We start from the raw sequence: 19,646 nt of genomic DNA, 5'->3' as shown, positions 1-19,646 counted from the left end.
CGTCTTTCCACACGCGCCCCTCGGTTGTTCGCTAAGAGCGAACTGTCGGTGTTCTCCCGGTCGTTGCCCCACTCCACCTGCGGTCCGTCGAGGGGGACGGCGTGCCGCGGCCGGTGGGCCGCGCCACCGAGCACGAAGGCGTCCTCCGCACCGTCGAGCACTCCGCCCGAGGGATCGTCGTCACCGGCCCGCCGCACCACGTCCCGCTCCGGCATGAGGATGTCGCGCAGGACCATCGCGCAGAGGTACGCCGTGCCCATCAGATGCAGTCCGATGGCCCAGTGGTAGCCGTCGGTCGGCAGTCCCTTGTGGGCGTCGCCGCTGGTCGTGTACGCGAGGTACATCCAGATCCCCAGGAAGTACGCGACCTCGCACGCCTGCCAGATGAGGAAGTCCCGCCACTTCGGCCTGGCCAGCACAGCGAGCGGTACCAACCACAGTACGTACTGCGGCGAATAGACCTTGTTGGTGAGGATGAACGCGGCGACGATCAGGAACGCCAGCTGGGCGAAACGGGGCCGGCGCGGCGCGGTCAGGGCCAGCGCGGCGATGCCCGCGCAGGACAGCAGCACCAGCAGCGTGGCGAACGTGTTGACGGTGTCGGTGCTCCACGGGTCGCTGGAGTTCTGGGCCAGGATCAGCCAGAAGGAGCCGAAGTCCACGCCCCGCTCCTGGCTGAACGTGTAGAACTTCGACCAGCCGTCGAAGGCGAAGAACATCACGGGCAGGTTCACCATGAGCCATGAGACGACCGTGCCGCCCAGGGCCTTGCCGAAGTCCCGCCATTTGCCCGCCCGCCAGCACAGCACGAACAGCGCCCCGAGCAGGAAGACGGGATAGAGCTTGGCGGCCGTGGCGAGCCCCAGGAGGACACCGAAGGCGAGGGAGCGGCCCCGCGCCCACATCAGCATCGCGGAGGCCGTCAGAGCGACCGCCAGCAGGTCCCAGTTGATGGTGGCGGTCAGCGCGAAGGCTGGTGCCAGGGCGACCAGCAGACCGTCCCAGGGGCGGCGGGCGTGCGTACGGCTCACGCAGACGACGATGATGGCCGCGCACACCATCAGCATCCCTGCGTTGACCATCCAGTACCACTGCTCCTGGTGCTGAATGCTGCCGCTGCCAGGTGTGAGCCAGGCGGCGACCTCCATGAACACACCGGTCAGCACCGGGTATTCGAGGTACTGCATGTCGCCGGGGAGCTTGTCGAAGTACGGGACGAGCCCGTCGGCGAAGCCGCGTCCCTGGTAGAGGTGGGGGATGTCCGAGTAGCACGCGTGGGTGTACTGGGAGCTGGCACCGAAGAACCAGCCACCGTTGTAGCAGGGCGCCTTCTGGACCAGGCCGAGCGCGAACACGCCGATGGCCACGAGTGCGATGACCCGGACGGGGGTCCACCAGGACGTCCCCAGCAGGGCGCGTCGCCCGAGAGGGCCACCGATGAACTCGCTGCCGTTCCTGGAGATCTCGTCGTCCTTGGTCGGACGCACTGGATCCGACTCGCGCACGCTCGCTGGCGTCGATTCAGCACTGGGCATGCCGCACATCCTGCCGTACGAGGCTGGCAGCACGCTGAGGGCTACGGGGAAGCAGTCGTCGGCCGACGGTCGGCGATCCGCCGAGACTCATGAAACTCAGCCGGTCACGGGCGAACGCATGAGGCGCATCCGTACCACGAAGGGTGCGGATGCGCCTCAGCGGGACAGAGCGGGGAACGTGCTATCCGCTCGGCCCTCCGAACAATCCCCCGTTGCCGTTCCCGTTGGTGTTGCCGCCGTTCTCGTCCGTCGCTGTGGGCGTCGGTGTCGAGCTCACACCCCCGTCCGTGCCGCCGTTGTCCGTACCGCCCGAGTTGTCGCACTGCCAGGAGAACCGGCAGGACTCGCTCGCTGTGGGCGTCGGAGTGGGAGACGTCAGGGTGGGCGTCGGAGTCGGCGTCGGGGTGGCCGACTCGGTCTCCGTGGGTGTCGGAGTGGGCGTCGGGGTGGGATCGTCGTTGAGGATCTCACCGATGGGCTCCGGCGTCGGGAAGTCCAGGGCCTCCTCGCCCTTCAGCGCCTGCTCCATGTAGTCGTGCCAGATCTCTGACGGGAACGAGGCGCCGTGGATCTTCTCCTGGCCGCCCGTTCCGTACATCTGCAGGAACGTGCGGTTCTTCTTCGTCTCGTCGTCGTCCAGCCGGAACATGGTGATCGACGTGGACAGCTGCGGGGTGTACCCCACGAACCAGGCGGACTTGTTGCCGTCGGTGGTACCGGTCTTGCCCGCCACCTCACGGCCGGCCAGCTTGGCGTTGGTACCGGTGCCCTTGTCGACCACGGTCTTGAGGACGTCGGTGACGTTGTCGGCGACCTTCTTCTCGAAGGCCTGCGTCGGCGCCGCCTTGTGGGTGAAGATCTCGCCGTCCTTGCTCGTCACACTCTCGACCGAGTACGGCTCGTTCTGCTTGCCGCTCGCCGCGAAGGTGGCGTACGCGCCCGCCATACGAATGGCGCTGGGGTCGGAGATACCGATGGAGAAGGACGGGAAGCTGGTACCGGCCAGGCTGTTCTCCTTGAGACCGGCGTCCATGGCCGCCTCCTTGACCTTGTCCAGGCCGACATCCATGCCGAGCTGCACGAAGGCGGAGTTCACCGACTCCCTCATAGCCTCACGCAGGTCGATCTGGTACTTGGGAGGAGAGCCGTAGGACTGCTTGCCGTCGTTCGTCTGGTTCCACTCCTTGCCCTCCTTGTTCTCCCAGATCGAACCGTCGTAGTTCTTGATCTTGAGGCCGTTCTCGCCGCTGAACAGGCTCTTCGCGTTGACGACCGTGCGCTCGTCCTGCGCCTGGCTCTCCCCGAGATCAGGGTCGCGCACGCCCCACTTCATCGCCGCCGCCAGCACGAACGCCTTGAACGTCGAACCCACCTGGGCGCCGGTCGAGTCGCAGTTGTTGGCGAAGTGCTTGGTCGCGTCCTCACCTCCGTAGCAGGCGCGGATCGCACCGGTCGCCGGCTCCACGGACGCGCCGCCGAACTGGACGAAGGTGTCCTTGGTCGGCCGCTTCTTCGGGTCGATGTTCTCCTTGCGGACCTTCGCCACGGCTGCCTCGAGCTCGTTGACCTTGTTCTTGTCGAAGGTCGTGTAGATCGAGTAGCCGCCCTGCTGGAACTTGTCGGCGCTGATGATCTTGTTGTTGATCAGGTACGCCTTGGCGAGGTCGACCAGATAACCGACCTGCCCCTTGAGCTGGGTGTTGGAGCGAGGGTTCTGCCACTTGGGAAGCGCCGTGTACTTGGCCCGCTCCGCCGCGCTGAGATGGCCGTACTCGACCATCTTGTCGAGGGTGTTCTGCATCTGCCGCAGAGCACGCCTGCTGTTGTCCTGGGGCGTGGCGTTCGCCGGGTCGATGGACTCCGCGCCGGCCGGGTCGTAGTACGTGGCGCCCTTGAGCGTGGCGGCCAGGAAGGCGCACTCTCCCGGGTCCAGGTCCTTGGCGTCCTTGTTGAAGTACGCGCGTGCGGCCGCCTGGATGCCGTAGGCGTTGCGACCGTAGTACGCGGAGTTCAGGTAGCCCTCCATGATGTCGTCCTTCTTGACCGTGGCACCCACCTTGATGGAGATGAAGATCTCCTTGAACTTGCGGGTGATGGTCTGGGACTGATCGTTGAGGCGCGCGTTCTTGACGTACTGCTGGGTGATGGTGGAGCCACCCTGCGTGTTGCCGCCCCTGGCCATGTTGAACACGGCACGGGCGATGCCCTTGGGGTCGATGCCGCTGTCGGTGTAGAACGTCTTGTTCTCCTGCGAGACGACGGCGTACTGCATCGCCTTCGGGATCTGCGCGAGGTTGATGATCTGACGGTTCGTCTCACCACCGGTGGAGACCATCTCGGTCTTGTCAGACCAGTAGTAGACGTTGTTCTGCGCGGTCGCGGTCTGGGCGACGTTCGGAACGCTCACCAGCGCGTAGCCGACGCCGGCCACCGCGACCAGGCCTCCGACGAAGCCAATGAACAGCCCCGTCACCAGCTTCCAGGACGGCACCCAGCGCGCCACCCCGTACTTGCCCGCACGCGGGTAGTCGATGAGCCTCTTCTTGCCGGAATCGAAAGCGCGTCCCCGACCGGCCGGCGCCCCGCGTCGGCTTCCACGGACCGGCTCCGCCCCTCTGCGGCGACCACCGCCCGGGCTTCTCTGCGCCGCCCGACGGGACTCGGTACGGCTGCCGGGCAGACGCTCATCGCCTCCCGGACCATAGGAAGCCGACTCCTGGGAGCTCGCCCCATAGGAGTCGGCAAGAGATCCGGTGGCGCCTCGCGGAGCCGCGCGGCGGCCGGAGGACGAGCCGGACTGGCCGCGTCGGGCCGCGGCACGTCCGCCACCCTGCGGCTGCGGCGGTTTGCGACGGTGCTCGCTCATCGAACGACTACTCCTCGGGCAGGCGCACCTTTGCGCGCCTGGAAACGGCGGCTGGTTTCCGGTCCCCCCGAAGTACGGATGTGGTCGGTTCCGCATTCATCCGTACTGCACCCGGGACACCGACGCCCCCCAGGCGTCACTCGGCTCCCGGTGGTGTGCATGCCGCACAGACTACGCACCGTCAAAACCCGCCGAGCTCCGAAGTTCACCCCAAATCAGGCAACTTGGTTCACATGAATCATTGATGTGATCCCGTTCACCGTCCCCCCACTTGTCGCTTCCGGAAGGCCGTTCTATCGTCTGGATGTATCGAGTCGATACATCGGGGCGAGACAGAGACGAGGAGGCGACGATGAGCCGGCGTGCCGGGATCCTTGAGTTCGCCGTACTCGGCCTGCTCCGCGAGTCCCCGATGCACGGCTACGAACTGCGTAAACGCCTCAACACGTCACTGGGCGTGTTCCGTGCGTTCAGCTACGGCACGCTCTACCCCTGCCTCAAGACGCTGGTCGTGAACGGCTGGTTGATCGAGGAACCGGGGTACACCACCGAGGACGCCCTCGCCGCACCACTCGCAGGGCGTCGCGCCAAGATCGTCTATCGGTTGACGGCAGAAGGTAAGGAGCACTTCGAGGAGCTGCTCTCGCAGACCGGCCCCGACGCGTACGAGGACGAGCACTTCGCTGCTCGTTTCGCCTTTTTCGGGCAGACCTCGCGCGACGTCCGGATGCGAGTCCTCGAAGGCCGCCGCAGCCGGCTGGAGGAGCGCCTGGAGAAGATGCGTGCCTCGCTGACACGCACCCGGGAGCGCCTCGACGACTACACGCTTGAGCTCCAGCGCCACGGGATGGAGTCCGTGGAGCGCGAAGTGCGCTGGCTGAACGAGCTCATCGAGAGCGAGCGGGCCGGCCGGAACCTGAAAGGTCCCGGCCATGGAGAGCCCACTCGCGACACCACAGAGGGAGCGCCGGGCGTCCTGCCCCGGCCCGGGGACACCCCTGGTCCGGATACGCCCGGCGACACCACCACGTGAGGTCCCTGCCAGGGCCTCACTCGTACACACAGGGAGCAACCGGAATGGGTTCGGTGCGCGTAGCCATCGTCGGCGTGGGCAACTGTGCCGCGTCGCTGGTGCAGGGAGTCGAGTACTACAAGGACGCCGACCCGGCGGCGAAGGTCCCGGGCCTCATGCATGTGAAGTTCGGGGACTACCACGTCAAGGACATCGAGTTCGTCGCCGCGTTCGACGTGGACGCCAAGAAGGTCGGCCTCGACCTGGCGGACGCCATCGGCGCCTCCGAGAACAACACCATCAAGATCTGCGACGTGCCGAACACCGGTGTGAAGGTCCGGCGTGGCCACACCCTCGACGGTCTCGGCAAGTACTACCGCGAGACCATCGAGGAGTCCGAGGCTGAGCCGGTCGACGTCGTCAAGATCCTCAAGAAGAAGCAGGTCGACGTCCTCGTCTGCTACCTGCCCGTCGGTTCCGAGGCCGCGGCGAAGTTCTACGCCCAGTGCGCCATCGACGCCAAGGTCGCCTTCGTCAACGCCCTGCCGGTCTTCATCGCCGGTACCAAGGAGTGGGCGGACAAGTTCACCGAGGCGGGCGTCCCGATCGTCGGTGACGACATCAAGTCCCAGGTCGGCGCGACGATCACGCACCGCGTCATGGCGAAGCTGTTCGAGGACCGCGGAGTCGTCCTGGACCGCACGATGCAGCTGAACGTCGGCGGCAACATGGACTTCAAGAACATGCTCGAGCGGGAGCGTCTGGAGTCCAAGAAGATCTCCAAGACGCAGGCCGTGACCTCCCAGATCCCCGACCGGGATCTCGGCGCGAAGAACGTCCACATCGGTCCGTCGGACTACGTGCAGTGGCTCGACGACCGCAAGTGGGCCTACGTCCGCCTTGAGGGCCGCGCCTTCGGTGACGTCCCGCTGAGCCTGGAGTACAAGCTCGAGGTCTGGGACTCTCCGAACTCCGCGGGTGTCATCATCGACGCCGTGCGTGCCGCGAAGATCGCCAAGGACCGCGGAATCGGCGGACCGATCCTGTCGGCCTCCAGCTACTTCATGAAGTCCCCGCCGGTCCAGTACTTCGACGACGAGGCCCGCGAGAACGTCGAGAAGTTCATCAAGGGCGAGGTCGAGCGCTAGTGAGACAGGGCACGGTGCGCTAGCGAGACAGAGCACCGTGTGCCGGTGAGACAGAGCATCACGCGCTGAGGCTCATCCAAACGCTCCTGCCAGGGCTGTCGAGGGTCCCCCGAGTCGCACCCCGGGGGACCCTCGTCGTATGTGAGGCTGTGCCCCATGTCCGTCGTGCGTGATCTGCAGGTCCTGCTGCGCCTCCGGGACTTCCGGCGGCTGCTCTCCGTGCGCCTGCTTTCCCAAGGTGCGGACGGCGTCTACCAGATCGCGCTCGCCGCTTACGTCGTCTTCTCCCCGGAGAAGCAGACCTCGGCCACCGCGATCGCCTCCGCGATGGCTGTCCTGCTGCTCCCCTACTCCTTGGTGGGCCCATTCGCCGGCGTCCTCCTGGACCGCTGGCGCCGTCGCCAGGTCTTCCTCTACGGCAACCTCGTGCGCGCCCTCCTGGCATCGGCGACGGCGGTCCTGATGCTCAGCGCTGTCCCGGACTGGCTCTTCTACGTCTCCGCGCTGTGCGTCACGGCGGTCAACCGCTTCATCCTGTCCGGCCTGTCCGCCGCGCTGCCCCGTGTCGTCGACGAGGAGCGGCTGGTGATCGCCAACTCCCTTTCCCCGACGGCCGGAACCCTCGCCGCCACCGCAGGAGGCGGCCTCGCTTTCGCCGTACGGCTGGTGGTGGCCGACTCCGACGCGGCCGTCGTGCTGCTGGGAGCAGGGCTGTACCTGTGCGGCGCACTCGCCGCACTACGCATCCCACCGGAACTGCTGGGTCCCGAGCCCGAGTTGATCCAGCCGCGCCTCGGTACGGCGCTGACCGGCACCGCCCGCGATCTGGTGGCCGGCGTACGGCATCTGGCCGCACCATCCCGCAGGTCTGCCGCCCGGGCGCTCGGTGCGATGTCGTTGATGCGGTTCTGCTACGGCGCACTGCTCGTCATGGTGCTGATGCTCTGCCGCTACGCCCTGACCTCCGACCCGGACGACGGGCTCGCCCTGCTGGGACTGACGCTGGGAATCTCCGGCGCCGGCTTCTTCGTCGCCGCCCTCCTCACCCCCTGGGCCGCGGGGAGACTTGGGCCCGAGCGCTGGATCGTTGTGTGTGCCGCAGCAGCCGCGGTACTGGAGCCCGCCCTCGGGCTCCCCTTCGCCACCGTCCCCATGGTGATCGCGGCGTTCGTCCTGGGCCTGATCACCCAGGGCGCGAAGATCGCCACGGACACCATCGTGCAGTCCTCCGTCGACGACGGATTCCGGGGCCGGATCTTCTCGGTCTACGACGTGCTGTTCAACATCGCTTTTGTTGGCGCCGCCGCCGCGGCCGCCCTGATCCTGCCGACGGACGGCCGCTCGGTGACCCTGGTGGTCATCGTCGCCGTCATCTACGCGGCGGTCGCCGCCACGATGGCGAGGGAACGACAGAGCGCGGGGAACGACGGATGGCGAGGGAACGATGAGGGGCGATGTTTCACGTGAAACACCGCCCCTCGACGAGATCGAAGGTCATGTTTCACGTGAAACATGACTCGGTCTCCCGGCCTCAGCTCTGCTCGGCCCACCACTCCTTGAGTGCGGCCACTGCCTCGTCATGCTTCATCGGCCCGTGCTCGAGACGAAGCTCCAGCATGTGCTTGTAGGCACGGCCGATGGCGGGGCCAGGGCCCACATCAAGGATCTCCATGATCTGGTTTCCGTCGAGATCGGGCCTGATCGCGTCGAGCTCCTCCTGCTCCTGAAGCTGGGCGATCCGCTCCTCAAGACCGTCGTAGGCGCGTGACAACGTGGCCGCCTTGCGCTTGTTCCGGGTCGTACAGTCCGAGCGGGTCAACTTGTGGAGCCGGTCGAGCAGCGGGCCCGCGTCCCGTACATAGCGGCGAACCGCCGAGTCCGTCCACTCCCCGGTGCCGTACCCATGAAAACGCAGATGCAGTTCGACAAGCTGGGAGACGTCCTTCACCAGTTCGTTGGAGTACTTGAGTGCCGTCATCCGCTTCTTCGTCATCTTCGCTCCGACCACTTCGTGGTGGTGGAACGAGACGCGGCCGTCGTTCTCGAAGCGGCGGGTACGCGGTTTGCCGATGTCGTGGAGGAGTGCGGCCAGGCGGAGAGTCAGGTCCGGCCCATCCTTCTCCAGCTCGATGGCCTGCTCCAGAACGATCAACGTGTGCTCGTAGACGTCCTTGTGCCGGTGGTGCTCGTCGCTCTCGAGGCGCAGGGCCGGCAGCTCCGGAAGGACGTGCTCGGCGAGACCTGTGTCGACGAGCAGCGTCAGCCCCTTGCGGGGGTTCGCGGACAGGATGATCTTGTTGAGCTCGTCCCGGACCCGCTCAGCCGAGACGATCTCGATACGCCCGGACATCCCCTTCATGGCCGCCACGACTTCGGGAGCCACCTCGAAGTCGAGCTGGGCGGCGAAGCGTGCCGCGCGCATCATCCGCAGTGGGTCGTCGGAGAAGGACTCCTCGGGGGTACCCGGCGTACGAAGGACCCGCGCCGCGAGGTCATCGAGGCCACCGTGCGGGTCGATGAACTTCTTCTCCGCAAGAGAGAACGCCATCGCGTTCACCGTGAAGTCACGCCGGACGAGATCCTCCTCGATGGAGTCGCCGTAGGCCACCTCCGGCTTGCGCGAGGTCCGGTCGTACGCCTCGGACCGATAGGTGGTCACCTCCACCTGGAAGCCGTCCTTCTGGCCCCCGACCGTGCCGAAGGCGATCCCGACCTCCCACACCGTGTCCGCCCACTTCTTGAGGATCTTCAGTACGTCCTGTGGGCGAGCGTCCGTCGTGAAGTCCAGATCGTTACCGGGCCGATCCAGCAGCGCGTCCCGGACCGGCCCGCCGACCAGGGCGAGCGAGAAGCCGGCCGCCTGAAAACGACGCGCGAGGTCGTCGGCGACAGGGGCGAATCTCAACAGGTCGTTCACCGTGTGAGGCTGCGCCTGGCTGGGGGCACTGAGAAGGTTTTCGTCGGCGTTCGGCACAACAGAAGAGGGTACGTGGCCCGGGCGGCCCCGAGCGCCTCCATTAAACGTGCACGGAGTCTTCATCCTTACCTGCACAAGGTCTGCCCCGGAGGCTCACGGACGCGCTCCCCTTTATACGCACACATTCGGGACAGCACGGAAGCGTCGCCCGATCTTGTGGAGCAGTCCGCGGCACTTCCCCTCAGCGCGCATCGTTACCATGCGTGGACGCACATTCCGACGACCACTGACGACGACGAGGGACGGGCGAGCGCGTGGCCGAGGCGGCAGACTTCCAGGGGACGAGTCCCTCACCTGCCCGCCGCTGGCTGCGGCGCACCGGTGCCCTGCTGGCAGGGGCGCCGCTACTGGCCGGCCTGTGTCAGATCTCCGCCGCCCCACCCGCGCAGGCCGCTGCCGACTCCGGTTCTGTGTCCGTCGCTGTCGACACACTCAGCCCCAGCACCCCTACGGAGGGTGACACGATCACCGTGTCCGGGACGGTGACCAACAACGGGAAAAAGGCCGTCACCGCAGCCCATGTGGGACTGTGGGTGGGCCCCGAACTGAACACCCGCTCGTCGATCGACACCGTCACCGAAGACAGCGACTCCCTTCAGGGGGCCGCCGGGTCGGAGGTCGGCGGCAAGTACGTCGCGAAGTTCGCGCAGCTGACCCCCGGAGTGGCCCAGCCCTTCTCCATCTCCGTGCCGGTCGACAAGCTGGACCTCGGTGACGCCGGCGTCTACCAGTTCGCCGTGTCCCTCTCGGGCAAGACCTCGGCACAGTCGTGGGACCAGATGCTCGGCGTCCGGCGGACCTTCCTGCCGTGGCAGTCCGACGAGGCGGACACGAAGACGAAGACGACGTTCCTGTGGCCGCTGGTCTCCACCGTTCACATGACGGCGGAGACGGGATCGAACGCGCAGCAGACGCCGGTCTTCCTCAACGACGACCTCGCCGAGGAGATCTCGGCGGGTGGCCGACTGGACCAGATGCTGTCGCTGGGCGAGGACCTCGATGTCACGTGGGTGATCGACCCGGACCTGCTGGCGTCCGTCGACGCGATGACCCGCAGCTATCGGATCCAGGGTGAGGGCGACACCACGACCGCGGGCACCCACCAGGCGATCGCCAAGCAGTGGCTGGCGAAGCTTCAGAAGGCGGTGGAGGACCAGGAGGTCGTCGCGCTGCCCTTCGCCGATCCCGACCTCGCCTCCCTCGCCCACAACGGCACGAGCGTCACCGGCTCGCTCAGCCATCTCGACGAGGCCACCGACGTCGCGGCCACCACGGTGAAGACCGTGCTCCACGTGACACCGAGCAGCGACTTCGCCTGGCCCGTGAACGGCGCGGTGGACCCGTCGATCGTCAAGGTCGCCACCTCTGCCGGCGCCGACAAGGTGATCGCTCGCAGCGACAGCCTCCAGGAAACCGGAGGCCTCTCCTACACGCCCTCCGCTGCCCGTCCCATCGGTGGCGGCACCACGGCCGTCGTCGCGGACGCCCGGCTGTCGACGGCGTTCCAGGGCGATCTGACGAAGGCTTCGACCGCGACGCTCGCCGTCCAGAAGTTCCTCGCCCAGAGCCTCGCTCTCGGTCTCCAGACGCACAAGCAGCGCAGCATCGTCGTCGCCCCGCAGCGCATGCCCACGGCGAGCCAGGCCGGTGCCATGGCCGAGGCGATCACCGCCTTGGAGAGCGGCAACTGGTCCGAGACCCAGAAGCTCACGGCGGCGGCCGCGGCCAAGCCCGACCCCGGGGCCACCACCAAGGTGCCCTCGGCGTCCGCCTACCCCGCCTCACTGCGCAAGCAGGAGCTGTCGAAGTCGGCGTTCCGGCAGATCGCGGCCACACAGGGCATGCTCGACAACTTCAAGGTGATCCTGTCCGACCAGTCCCGCGTCGTGACGCCCTTCGGACGGGCCGTGAACCGTGGGATGTCCACGTCGTGGCGGGGCCGGGCAGCCGAGGCGAGCGGCTTCCGCAGCGATGTCGAGACGTACCTCAAGGAACTGACCTCCCAGGTCAGCCTGATCGACAAGTCGGAGACCAAGCTCTCCGGCCGCAGCGCCACCATCCCCGTGACGGTTCAGAACAACCTGGTGCAGGGCGTGCAGCACCTGAGGCTGCGGCTGACGTCGCTGAGTCCGAACCGGCTCGAGATCGGTGGCTACTCCTACTCCGAGCAGGCGGTCGAAGTCTCGGGCGGCCACAGCCAGACGGTGAAGTTCACCACGACCGCCAACGCCAACGGCAAGGCCGCGGTGATCGCCCAGCTGTACACGGAGGACGGCCAGCCCTACGGCAATTCCGTCAGGTTCGACGTGAAGGTCACCGAGTTCACGGCCACGGTGATGCTGGTCATCGGTGGTGGGGTCCTGCTTCTGGTACTGGCAGGATTCCGGATGTACACCCAGCGCAAGCGAGCGGCTGCCCGTGAGGCCGGACAGAACGGCCCCGATGACGAGGCCGGCGAGACCGTGGACGGCCCGGAGAACCCCGAGGGCCCCGATGACCGTCTCAAGGAAGAGTCCGGTACCGGCGCCGGGGCAGACGACCCGGAGCAGCCGAGTGACCTGACAGCGGACACCGCAGCGGAAAACGCCGGCCCGTCCGGCACGGGTGAGAGAGTGGACCGTTGAGGATGTCGTGGCCGGTGGGCCCGGGACGATGAGGTGGGTAACCATGAACGCGCCGTACGACGGTGACAGTCAGGGCGCGGGCAACTCGGGTCCCCCCGAAGGCCCCCCGCCCGAGCCCGGCCAGGTTCCGCCGCAGCCGCCCGCGGACATGTACCTCCAGGACGCTTACGACCAGGATCCCTACCGGGCGCAGGACCTCCACGCCCAGGACCCGGTCACGGAGGCCCTCTACGACCGTGCGGCACACCCCCCGCCGCCCCCTGGCACCTATCAGCCGCAGCAACCGCTGTACTCGCAGCCGCCTCAGTCCCCGTACGCTCCCGACCCGCACGTGTGGGCGCAGACCCCGGCACCGGAGCCGGAGGGCCCGACGCAGTTCCTGCCGTACGGCGACAACCCCCGCACCACCCAGTTCGTGGGCGTCGACGACCTGGTGACCCAGGCCGGCGAGGCGCGTCACGAGCCGGACGCCTTCGCGCACCTCTTCCGCGACCAGCAGCAGGGAGGCGGCCGCCCGACGGATCCCCCGTCGGTACCCGGCCCGACACCGGCTCCTGGCGGCCCGTCACGGGCGCCGCAGTTCCAGGCACCCGCGGCGCCTGCGCCCTCGGCCGACGAGACCATGAACCTCGGGACCGCGCCGGCCCTCGCTCAGACGGCACCGCCCGCTGTCCCCACGGCTCCCGCCAAGAAGGGCGGGAAGGCCACGGGCCTGCTGAAGTCGAGCGCCGTGATGGCGGCCGGCACGATGGTCTCCCGCCTCACCGGCTTCATCCGCTCGGCGCTGATCGTGTCGGCACTCGGCGTCGGCCTTCTCGGCGACACTTTCCAGGTCGCCTACCAGCTGCCGACGATGATCTACATCCTGACCGTCGGCGGCGGCCTCAACTCAGTCTTCGTGCCGCAGCTCGTGCGCGCCATGAAGGAGGACGAGGACGGCGGCGAGGCGTACGCCAACCGGCTGCTGACCCTGGTGATGGTGGCGCTCGGCGCCCTGACCGCGCTCGCGATCCTCGGCGCACCACTCCTGATCCGGCTGCTGTCCGACTCTGTGGCCAGCGACCCAAACGCGAACAAGGTCGGCATCACCTTCGTCCAGTACTTCCTGCCCTCGATCTTCTTCATGGGCATCCACGTGGTGATGGGGCAGATCCTCAACGCGCGCGGGAAGTTCGGCGCGATGATGTGGACCCCGGTCCTGAACAACATCGTCATCATCGTGACGCTCGGCATGTTCATGTGGGTCTACGGCACGGCGGCCGACTCCGGCATGAAGGTCACAAACATCCCGCCGGAGGGGCAGCGCCTTCTCGGCATCGGTGTCCTGCTAGGTCTTGTGGTCCAGGCGCTGGCGATGATCCCGTACCTGCGCGAGACCGGCTTCCGAATGCGGTTGCGCTTCGACTGGAAGGGCCACGGCCTTGGCAAGGCCGTGACGCTCGCCAAGTGGACCGTGCTGTTCGTCCTCGCCAACCAGGCCGGCGCCCTCGTCGTCACCCAGTTGTCCACCGCGTCCGGCAAGGCGTCCCCTGTCGACGGCACAGGTTTCGCCGCTTACGCCAATGCCCAGCTCATCTGGGGCCTGCCGCAAGCCATTATCACCGTCTCCCTGATGGCGGCCCTGCTGCCGCGGCTGGCCCGCTCGGCGGCCGAGGACGACGGCGGCGCAGTCCGCGATGACATCTCCCAGGGCCTGCGCACCACGGCCGTCGCGATCGTCCCGATCGCCTTCGGATTCCTCGCTCTCGGCATCCCGATGTGCACACTGATCTTCGGCTCCTCAGGTACCAGCGAGGCCACGAACATGGGCTTCATGCTGATGGCGTTCGCCCTCGGCCTGATCCCTTACTCCGTGCAGTACGTCGTCCTGCGCGCCTTCTACGCCTACGAGGACACCCGGACGCCCTTCTACAACACGGTCATCGTGGCCGCGGTCAACGCGGGCGCCTCGGCGCTGTGTTACGTGCTTCTGCCGCCGCGCTGGGCCGTGGCGGGCATGGCTGCGTCGTACGGCCTCGCGTACGCGATCGGCGTCGGCGTCGCCTGGAGTCGGCTACGCAAACGCCTCGGTGGCGACCTGGACGGCACCCGCGTCCTGCGGACCTACGCCCGCCTCTGCATCGCCTCCGTACCTGCGGCTCTGCTCAGTGGGGCGGCCTGCTACGGCATCGGTCACTCGCTCGGTCAGGGGGTCATCGGTTCGTTCGCCGCGCTGATCGCCGGCGGAGCTGTCCTGCTCGGGATCTTCTTTGTCGCGGCACGCAAGATGCGCATCGAGGAGCTGAACTCCCTGGTCGGCATGGTCCGGGGGCGTCTGGGGCGCTGAGGCGGGGGTACGCGCACAACCATCGGCCGCCACCGTGTGTCGTGCATAGCGGCGGACTGTGGGCACAATTGGGTTCTGCGTCGCACGACGCGCAACGAATGGGGAGGCAGGGAACGACGGTGGCGGAACGGAGCACGGCTGCCGTCGACGTGGCAGACAACAGCGGTGACGAACCGCTGACCGCCAAGGCGGACCAGTCCACGGCCGACGGCGTGGCCAAGAACCGGGAGCGGGACACGGAAGACGTCGAGGCACAGGGGAGTGGCGGGACCGACAATCCTGGCAAGGCGTCACCGCCGGAGTTGCACAGCGGCCACAAACTCGCCAGACGCTACCGTCTCGAGGAGTGCGTCACCCGTCTGGACGGCTTCAGCAGCTGGCGGGCCGTCGACGAGAAACTCCGTCGGGCCGTCGGCGTACACATCCTGCCCGCCGACCATGCGCGGGCGCGTTCCGTCCTGGCCGCGGCCCGTTCCTCCGCGCTGCTGGGCGACCCGCGGTTCGTGCAGGTCCTGGACGCCGTCGAGGAGAACGATCTCGTCTACGTCGTCCACGAGTGGCTTCCCGACGCGACCGAGCTGACCGCGCTCCTCGCCCCGGGCCCGCTGGAGGTGTTCGACGCCTACCAGATGGTCAGTCAGGTGGCCTCCGCCATGGCCGCGGCCCACCGTGAAGGCCTCGCGCACCTGCGGCTGAATCCGAACGCGATCCTGCGTACCTCGAGCGGTCAGTGGCGCATCCGCGGTCTCGCCGTGAACGCCGCGCTGCGCGGCGCCAGTTCGGAGACGCCGCAGCGGACGGACACCGAGTCCATCGGAGCCCTCCTGTACGCGGCCCTCACTCAGCGCTGGCCGTACGAGAACGACGCCTACGGCCTCGCCGGTCTGCCCAAGGACGTCGGACTCATCGCACCCGACCAGGTGCGGGCGGGCGTCCACCGCGGGCTGTCCGAGCTGGCGATGCGAGCGCTCGCCAACGACGGTGCGACGGCCTCCCGTCACGAGTCGGCGTGCACCACGCCCGAGGAACTGGTCAAGGCGATCGGTGAGATGCCCCGCATCCGCCCGCCGGAGCCGGTGTTCACGGCCCCGCCCGAGTACCAGCGCACGACGTATCAGCAGGGCACGTACGGCCGCCCGGCACCGCGCCCCGGCGTCACCCAGCCGGTCTCGGTACCACCCCCGCCGCTGCAGAGTCGCACCGGCCGAGCCCTGAAGTGGGCGGTCTCGGCCCTCCTCATCGCCGCGCTGGGCCTGGGCAGTTGGCAGCTCGCCGACGCGTTGATGGACCAGAGCGGCAAGTCGGACGAGAACCAGACCCAGCCGACCGACGACGGCGACAAGAACAGCACGGCGCCGAAGCCGACGAAGACGCTCAGCATTAAGGGAGCCGAAGAGTACGTCGCCGAGGGTGACGCACAGCATCCAGGTGATGTGCAGCTGACGTACGACGGCAGCTCGACCACAGGATGGCGGACCAGCAGCTACACGGACGGTCCGGACATGGTGATAAAGCCCGGCGTCGGCATCGTCTACGACCTCGGTTCCGCCCAGGAAGTGTCGGCAGCGACCCTGTCGTTCCGGTACGGCGGCAACCACACCACGGTCGAGCTGTACGCCACCGGCTCGCTGGGGTCCTCCACACCGCTGAGCTCAATGCAGAAACTGGGCACAGCGAAGACGAAGAGCGCCTCAGCGAACGTGAAGGTCGACAAGCCGGTGAAGAGCCGTTACGTGCTGGTCTGGCTGACCGCTCTGCCGTATTCCGGGGCCGATTCCGCGAACTACAGCGACGCCGGCTACAAGCAGGCCATCACCAACGTGAAGTTCACCGGCTGAAAGTTCACCGCAGACAAGGGGAGGGGGTCCGATGGCAGATGACACCGTGTATGGCGACACCAGCGATCAGGACCTCCTGGCCCGCCACGTAGACGGCGACCCCGACGCCTTCGGTGAGATCGTGCGCCGGCATCGGGACCGGCTGTGGGCGGTGGCTCTCCGGACTCTCGGGGACCGCGAGGAGGCCGCTGACGCCGTCCAGGACGCGCTTGTCTCCGCCTACCGGGCCGCTCACACCTTCCGGGGCCAGTCGGCCGTCACGACCTGGCTGCACCGGATCACGGTGAACGCCTGCCTGGACCGGGCCCGCAAGGCTGCCTCCCGCAAGACCTCTCCGGTCGACGACACCGAGCGCCTGGAACAGCTCCTGGAGCCGCACGAAGAAGCCTCGGCGCCTGCCGAGCGCAACGACCTCCACCGCCAGCTGCTGGAGGCGCTCGGCACGCTTCCGCCCGACCAGCGGGCCGCTCTCGTCCTGGTGGACATGCAGGGCTACCCGGTCGCCGAAGCCGCCCACATGCTCGACGTACCGACAGGGACGGTGAAGAGCCGCTGCGCCCGAGGCAGAGCCAGACTCCTCCCCCTGCTGACCCACCTCCGGCCAGAAAACGCCGGTGACGGCACACAGGGGGGCTCAGGACGGAACCGGACGCAGGGGACTTCCGTCCCACCCGCAGCGGGACCTCCCTCAGAGGGGCCGCCGGATTCGGGACCAAGCGATTCAGCTGTAGTGAAGGGTGGAGGTGGGCGAGCGTGACTTCCACGACAGGCACAGCCGGGCACCCGGATGTCGCGGAGATCTCCGACCTCACCGAAGGTGTCCTTCCCACGTCCAGGACCGCGGATGTACGTCGGCATCTGGACGAATGCGAACTCTGCGCGGACGTCCACGCGTCGCTGGAGGAGATCCGCGGTTTGCTCGGCACGCTGCCGGGCCCCCCACGTATGCCCGCCGACGTCGCCGGCAGGATCGACGCGGCTCTGGCCGCGGAAGCGCTCTTGCATGCCACGGCTCCTGATGCGGTGAACGCCCCACCACCGGTGGAGAGCGCGCATGTTTCACGTGAAACATCGCCGGCCACCGACCGGCCCACGGGGCACGCCCGCACAACGACCACCGGACCCGGCCGCAAGGAACGGCAACGGAACGGCCGACGCCGGACCGTTGTTATGGGCACCGTCTTCGCGGTCGCAGCTCTGGGATTCGGCTCCGTGCTGTTGTCATCGCTGGACGACGGAAAGTCGTCGGACGGAGGCCAGGTCTCCGCCGCAGACACCTTCTCCGACAGCAAGCTCGAGAAGCAGATCTCCGATCTCCTCAGCACGAACCGATCCGCCACCGGCGGGTCCCGCACACCGCAGGACAGCAGCAGCATGGGAGTGGCGTCCGTCCCCAGTGGCGACCACCCCTTCCTGAAGAAGCAGCCCTTGGTCCCCGCCTGCATCCAAAAGGGCATCCACAGCAAGGGCACGGCCCTCGCGACCGAGGACGGCATCTACAAGGGCATGGACGCATTGCTCGTCGTACTGCGTGACCCCTCCGACAGCGCCCGGGTCAACGCCTACATCATGGATGCGTCCTGCGTGAAGAACGCTCCGACCGGCACAGCGAAGATTCTGCTGAAGCAGTCCTACGCACACTCCTGAACGCTCACGCTTTCGTCTCCGTCCTGCGTGGTATTTCGTACTGTGTGGCCTCTCCGTGTGCCCGGACACACCGGGAATGCGCGCCCCTTAGGATCCGTTGGGTGGGGTGAGAGTTCTGAGAGGGCTCCACCGGTCCGACGACGCAGTCCAGAGACGAGGAACCAAGCCGTGAGCGACGTTCGTAACGTGATCATCATCGGCTCCGGGCCCGCCGGCTACACGGCGGCGCTCTACACCGCGCGCGCGTCGCTGAAGCCGCTGGTGTTCGAGGGCGCCGTCACCGCGGGCGGTGCGCTGATGAACACCACCGAGGTGGAGAACTTCCCCGGCTTCCAGGACGGCATCATGGGCCCCGAGCTCATGGACAACATGCGCGCCCAGGCCGAACGCTTCGGTGCCGAACTCATTCCGGACGACATCGTCAGCGTCGACCTGACCGGTGAGATCAAGACCGTCACCGACACCTCGGGCACGGTCCACCAGGCGAAGGCCGTGATCGTCACCACCGGTTCGCAGCATCGCAAGCTCGGCCTGCCGAACGAGGACGCCCTCTCCGGCCGCGGTGTCTCCTGGTGTGCCACCTGTGACGGCTTCTTCTTCAAGGACCACGACATCGCCGTCATCGGCGGTGGCGACACCGCGATGGAGGAGGCGACCTTCCTGTCACGCTTCGCCAAGTCCGTGACGATCGTCCACCGTCGGGACACCCTCCGCGCTTCCAAGGCGATGCAGGAGCGTGCCTTCGCCGATCCGAAGATCAAGTTCGTGTGGGACAGCGAGGTCGCCGAGATCCAGGGTGACCCGAAGCTCCAGAGTCTGAAGCTGCGCAACCTCAAGACCGGCGAGCTCTCGGACCTGGCGGTCACCGGTCTGTTCATCGCGATCGGCCACGACCCGCGCACGGAGCTCTTCAAGGGCCAGCTCGACCTGGACGGTGAGGGCTACCTCAAGGTGGAGGCGCCCTCCACTCGCACCAACATCACCGGTGTCTTCGGTGCCGGCGACGTGGTCGACCACACCTACCGCCAGGCCATCACCGCGGCCGGCACCGGATGTTCCGCCGCTCTCGACGCCGAGCGTTTCCTCGCCGCCCTCGCGGACGAGGAGAAGGCCGAACCCGAGAAGACCACTGTCTGACCCCCTGTTCCGCCCCACCGCACCAAATAGCTAAGGAGCCCGCCGTGGCCGGCACCCTGAAGAATGTGACTGACGATTCCTTCGAGCAGGACGTCCTGAAGAGCGACAAGCCTGTCCTGGTGGACTTCTGGGCTGCCTGGTGCGGTCCGTGCCGTCAGATCGCGCCGTCCCTTGAGGCGATTGCCGCCGAGTACGGCGACAAGATCGAGATCGTCAAGCTGAACATCGACGAAAACCCGGGTACGGCCGCCAAGTACGGCGTCATGTCCATCCCGACCCTCAACGTGTACCAGGGTGGCGAGGTCGCCAAGACGATCGTCGGTGCCAAGCCGAAGGCCGCGATCGTCCGGGACCTTGAGGACTTCATCGCCGAGTGACGTTTCACGTGAAACACAGTGGGGGGGGGGGGGGGAGGGGGGGCCCCCCCCCCCCCCCCCGGGGGGGGGGGGGCCAAGATGGGTTTTTTTTTTCCGCCCCCAAAAAACAGCTCACCGCCACCCCCCCCCCCTCCTTCCCCGCAGGCATGGTGCGCAACT

13 protein-coding genes are annotated in these 19,646 nt (G+C 67.4%); 10 read left to right on the top strand and 3 right to left on the bottom strand.

Features of this window, described 5'->3' with window-relative positions; translation table 11 throughout:
* The coding region (locus ACZ48Z_RS42915; protein WP_468741365.1) for a glycosyltransferase family 87 protein at positions 1-1,535 on the bottom strand (1,535 nt) is incomplete at its 3' end.
* A 181-nt stretch (positions 1,536-1,716) separates the two neighbouring features.
* A complete protein-coding gene (locus ACZ48Z_RS42910) occupies positions 1,717-4,401 on the bottom strand; it encodes a transglycosylase domain-containing protein (protein ID WP_468741364.1) in 2,685 nt (894 codons plus the stop codon).
* Positions 4,402-4,753: 352 nt separating this feature from the next.
* Here ACZ48Z_RS42910 and ACZ48Z_RS42905 point away from each other — a divergent pair, with 352 nt between their 5' ends.
* From ACZ48Z_RS42905 to ACZ48Z_RS42895, 3 genes are all read left to right on the top strand, one after another.
* Entirely contained in the window at positions 4,754-5,434 is a 681-nt protein-coding gene (locus ACZ48Z_RS42905) for a PadR family transcriptional regulator (RefSeq protein ID WP_468741363.1), read from the top strand.
* Positions 5,435-5,478: 44 nt separating this feature from the next.
* The gene (locus ACZ48Z_RS42900) at positions 5,479-6,561 is read left to right on the top strand and encodes an inositol-3-phosphate synthase (RefSeq protein WP_468741362.1); all 1,083 of its coding nucleotides are present in this window, start codon (positions 5,479-5,481) and stop codon (positions 6,559-6,561) included.
* A 156-nt stretch (positions 6,562-6,717) separates the two neighbouring features.
* Complete coding sequence (locus tag ACZ48Z_RS42895) at positions 6,718-8,028, top strand: MFS transporter (protein WP_468741361.1); 1,311 nt, start codon at positions 6,718-6,720, stop codon at positions 8,026-8,028.
* Between the two features lie 64 nt (positions 8,029-8,092).
* Here the strand turns inward: ACZ48Z_RS42895 and ACZ48Z_RS42890 are convergent, their stop codons facing one another.
* On the bottom strand, positions 8,093-9,535 hold the full coding sequence (locus ACZ48Z_RS42890) for a CCA tRNA nucleotidyltransferase (protein WP_468741360.1): 1,443 nt from the start codon (positions 9,533-9,535) through the stop codon (positions 8,093-8,095).
* Positions 9,536-9,792: 257 nt separating this feature from the next.
* Between ACZ48Z_RS42890 and ACZ48Z_RS42885 the strand changes: the two genes are divergently transcribed.
* The 7 genes from ACZ48Z_RS42885 to trxA all read left to right on the top strand — a co-directional run bounded on the left by ACZ48Z_RS42885 (position 9,793) and on the right by trxA (position 19,487).
* Positions 9,793-12,162 (top strand): DUF6049 family protein, encoded by a 2,370-nt coding sequence (locus ACZ48Z_RS42885; protein WP_468741359.1) that lies wholly within the window; start codon positions 9,793-9,795, stop codon positions 12,160-12,162.
* A gap of 43 nt (positions 12,163-12,205) precedes the next feature.
* Positions 12,206-14,488 (top strand): murein biosynthesis integral membrane protein MurJ, encoded by a 2,283-nt coding sequence (murJ, locus tag ACZ48Z_RS42880; protein WP_468741358.1) that lies wholly within the window; start codon positions 12,206-12,208, stop codon positions 14,486-14,488.
* Between the two features lie 119 nt (positions 14,489-14,607).
* Positions 14,608-16,326 (top strand): serine/threonine protein kinase, encoded by a 1,719-nt coding sequence (locus ACZ48Z_RS42875; protein ID WP_468741357.1) that lies wholly within the window; start codon positions 14,608-14,610, stop codon positions 16,324-16,326.
* A gap of 31 nt (positions 16,327-16,357) precedes the next feature.
* On the top strand, positions 16,358-17,083 hold the full coding sequence (sigM, locus tag ACZ48Z_RS42870; RefSeq protein ID WP_468741356.1) for an RNA polymerase sigma factor SigM: 726 nt from the start codon (positions 16,358-16,360) through the stop codon (positions 17,081-17,083).
* Complete coding sequence (locus tag ACZ48Z_RS42865) at positions 17,080-17,973, top strand: anti-sigma factor family protein (RefSeq protein WP_468741355.1); 894 nt, start codon at positions 17,080-17,082, stop codon at positions 17,971-17,973. The genes sigM and ACZ48Z_RS42865 overlap by 4 nt, the downstream gene beginning before the upstream one ends.
* Before the next feature lie 168 nt (positions 17,974-18,141).
* Positions 18,142-19,110: a thioredoxin-disulfide reductase gene (trxB, locus tag ACZ48Z_RS42860; RefSeq protein ID WP_468741354.1), complete on the top strand. Its 969-nt coding sequence runs from the start codon at positions 18,142-18,144 to the stop codon at positions 19,108-19,110.
* 44 nt (positions 19,111-19,154) lie between these two features.
* Entirely contained in the window at positions 19,155-19,487 is a 333-nt protein-coding gene (gene trxA, locus ACZ48Z_RS42855; protein ID WP_007383275.1) for a thioredoxin, read from the top strand.
* The last annotated feature ends 159 nt before the right edge of the window (positions 19,488-19,646 follow it).

The sequence above is a fragment of the Streptomyces sp. NPDC031225 genome (assembly GCF_055570355.1).
This window is presented reverse-complemented; position numbering and strand designations above follow the sequence as displayed.

Bases quoted from the DNA above. Each gene is read 5' to 3' on its own strand.
- ACZ48Z_RS42910 (WP_468741364.1), bottom strand. From the start codon at position 4,401: ATGAGCGAGCACCGTCGCAAACCGCCGCAGCCGCAGGGTGGCGGACGT.
- ACZ48Z_RS42905 (WP_468741363.1), top strand. From the start codon at position 4,754: ATGAGCCGGCGTGCCGGGATCCTTGAGTTCGCCGTACTCGGCCTGCTC.
- ACZ48Z_RS42900 (WP_468741362.1), top strand. From the start codon at position 5,479: ATGGGTTCGGTGCGCGTAGCCATCGTCGGCGTGGGCAACTGTGCCGCG.
- ACZ48Z_RS42895 (WP_468741361.1), top strand. From the start codon at position 6,718: ATGTCCGTCGTGCGTGATCTGCAGGTCCTGCTGCGCCTCCGGGACTTC.
- murJ (WP_468741358.1), top strand. From the start codon at position 12,206: ATGAACGCGCCGTACGACGGTGACAGTCAGGGCGCGGGCAACTCGGGT.
- sigM (WP_468741356.1), top strand. From the start codon at position 16,358: ATGGCAGATGACACCGTGTATGGCGACACCAGCGATCAGGACCTCCTG.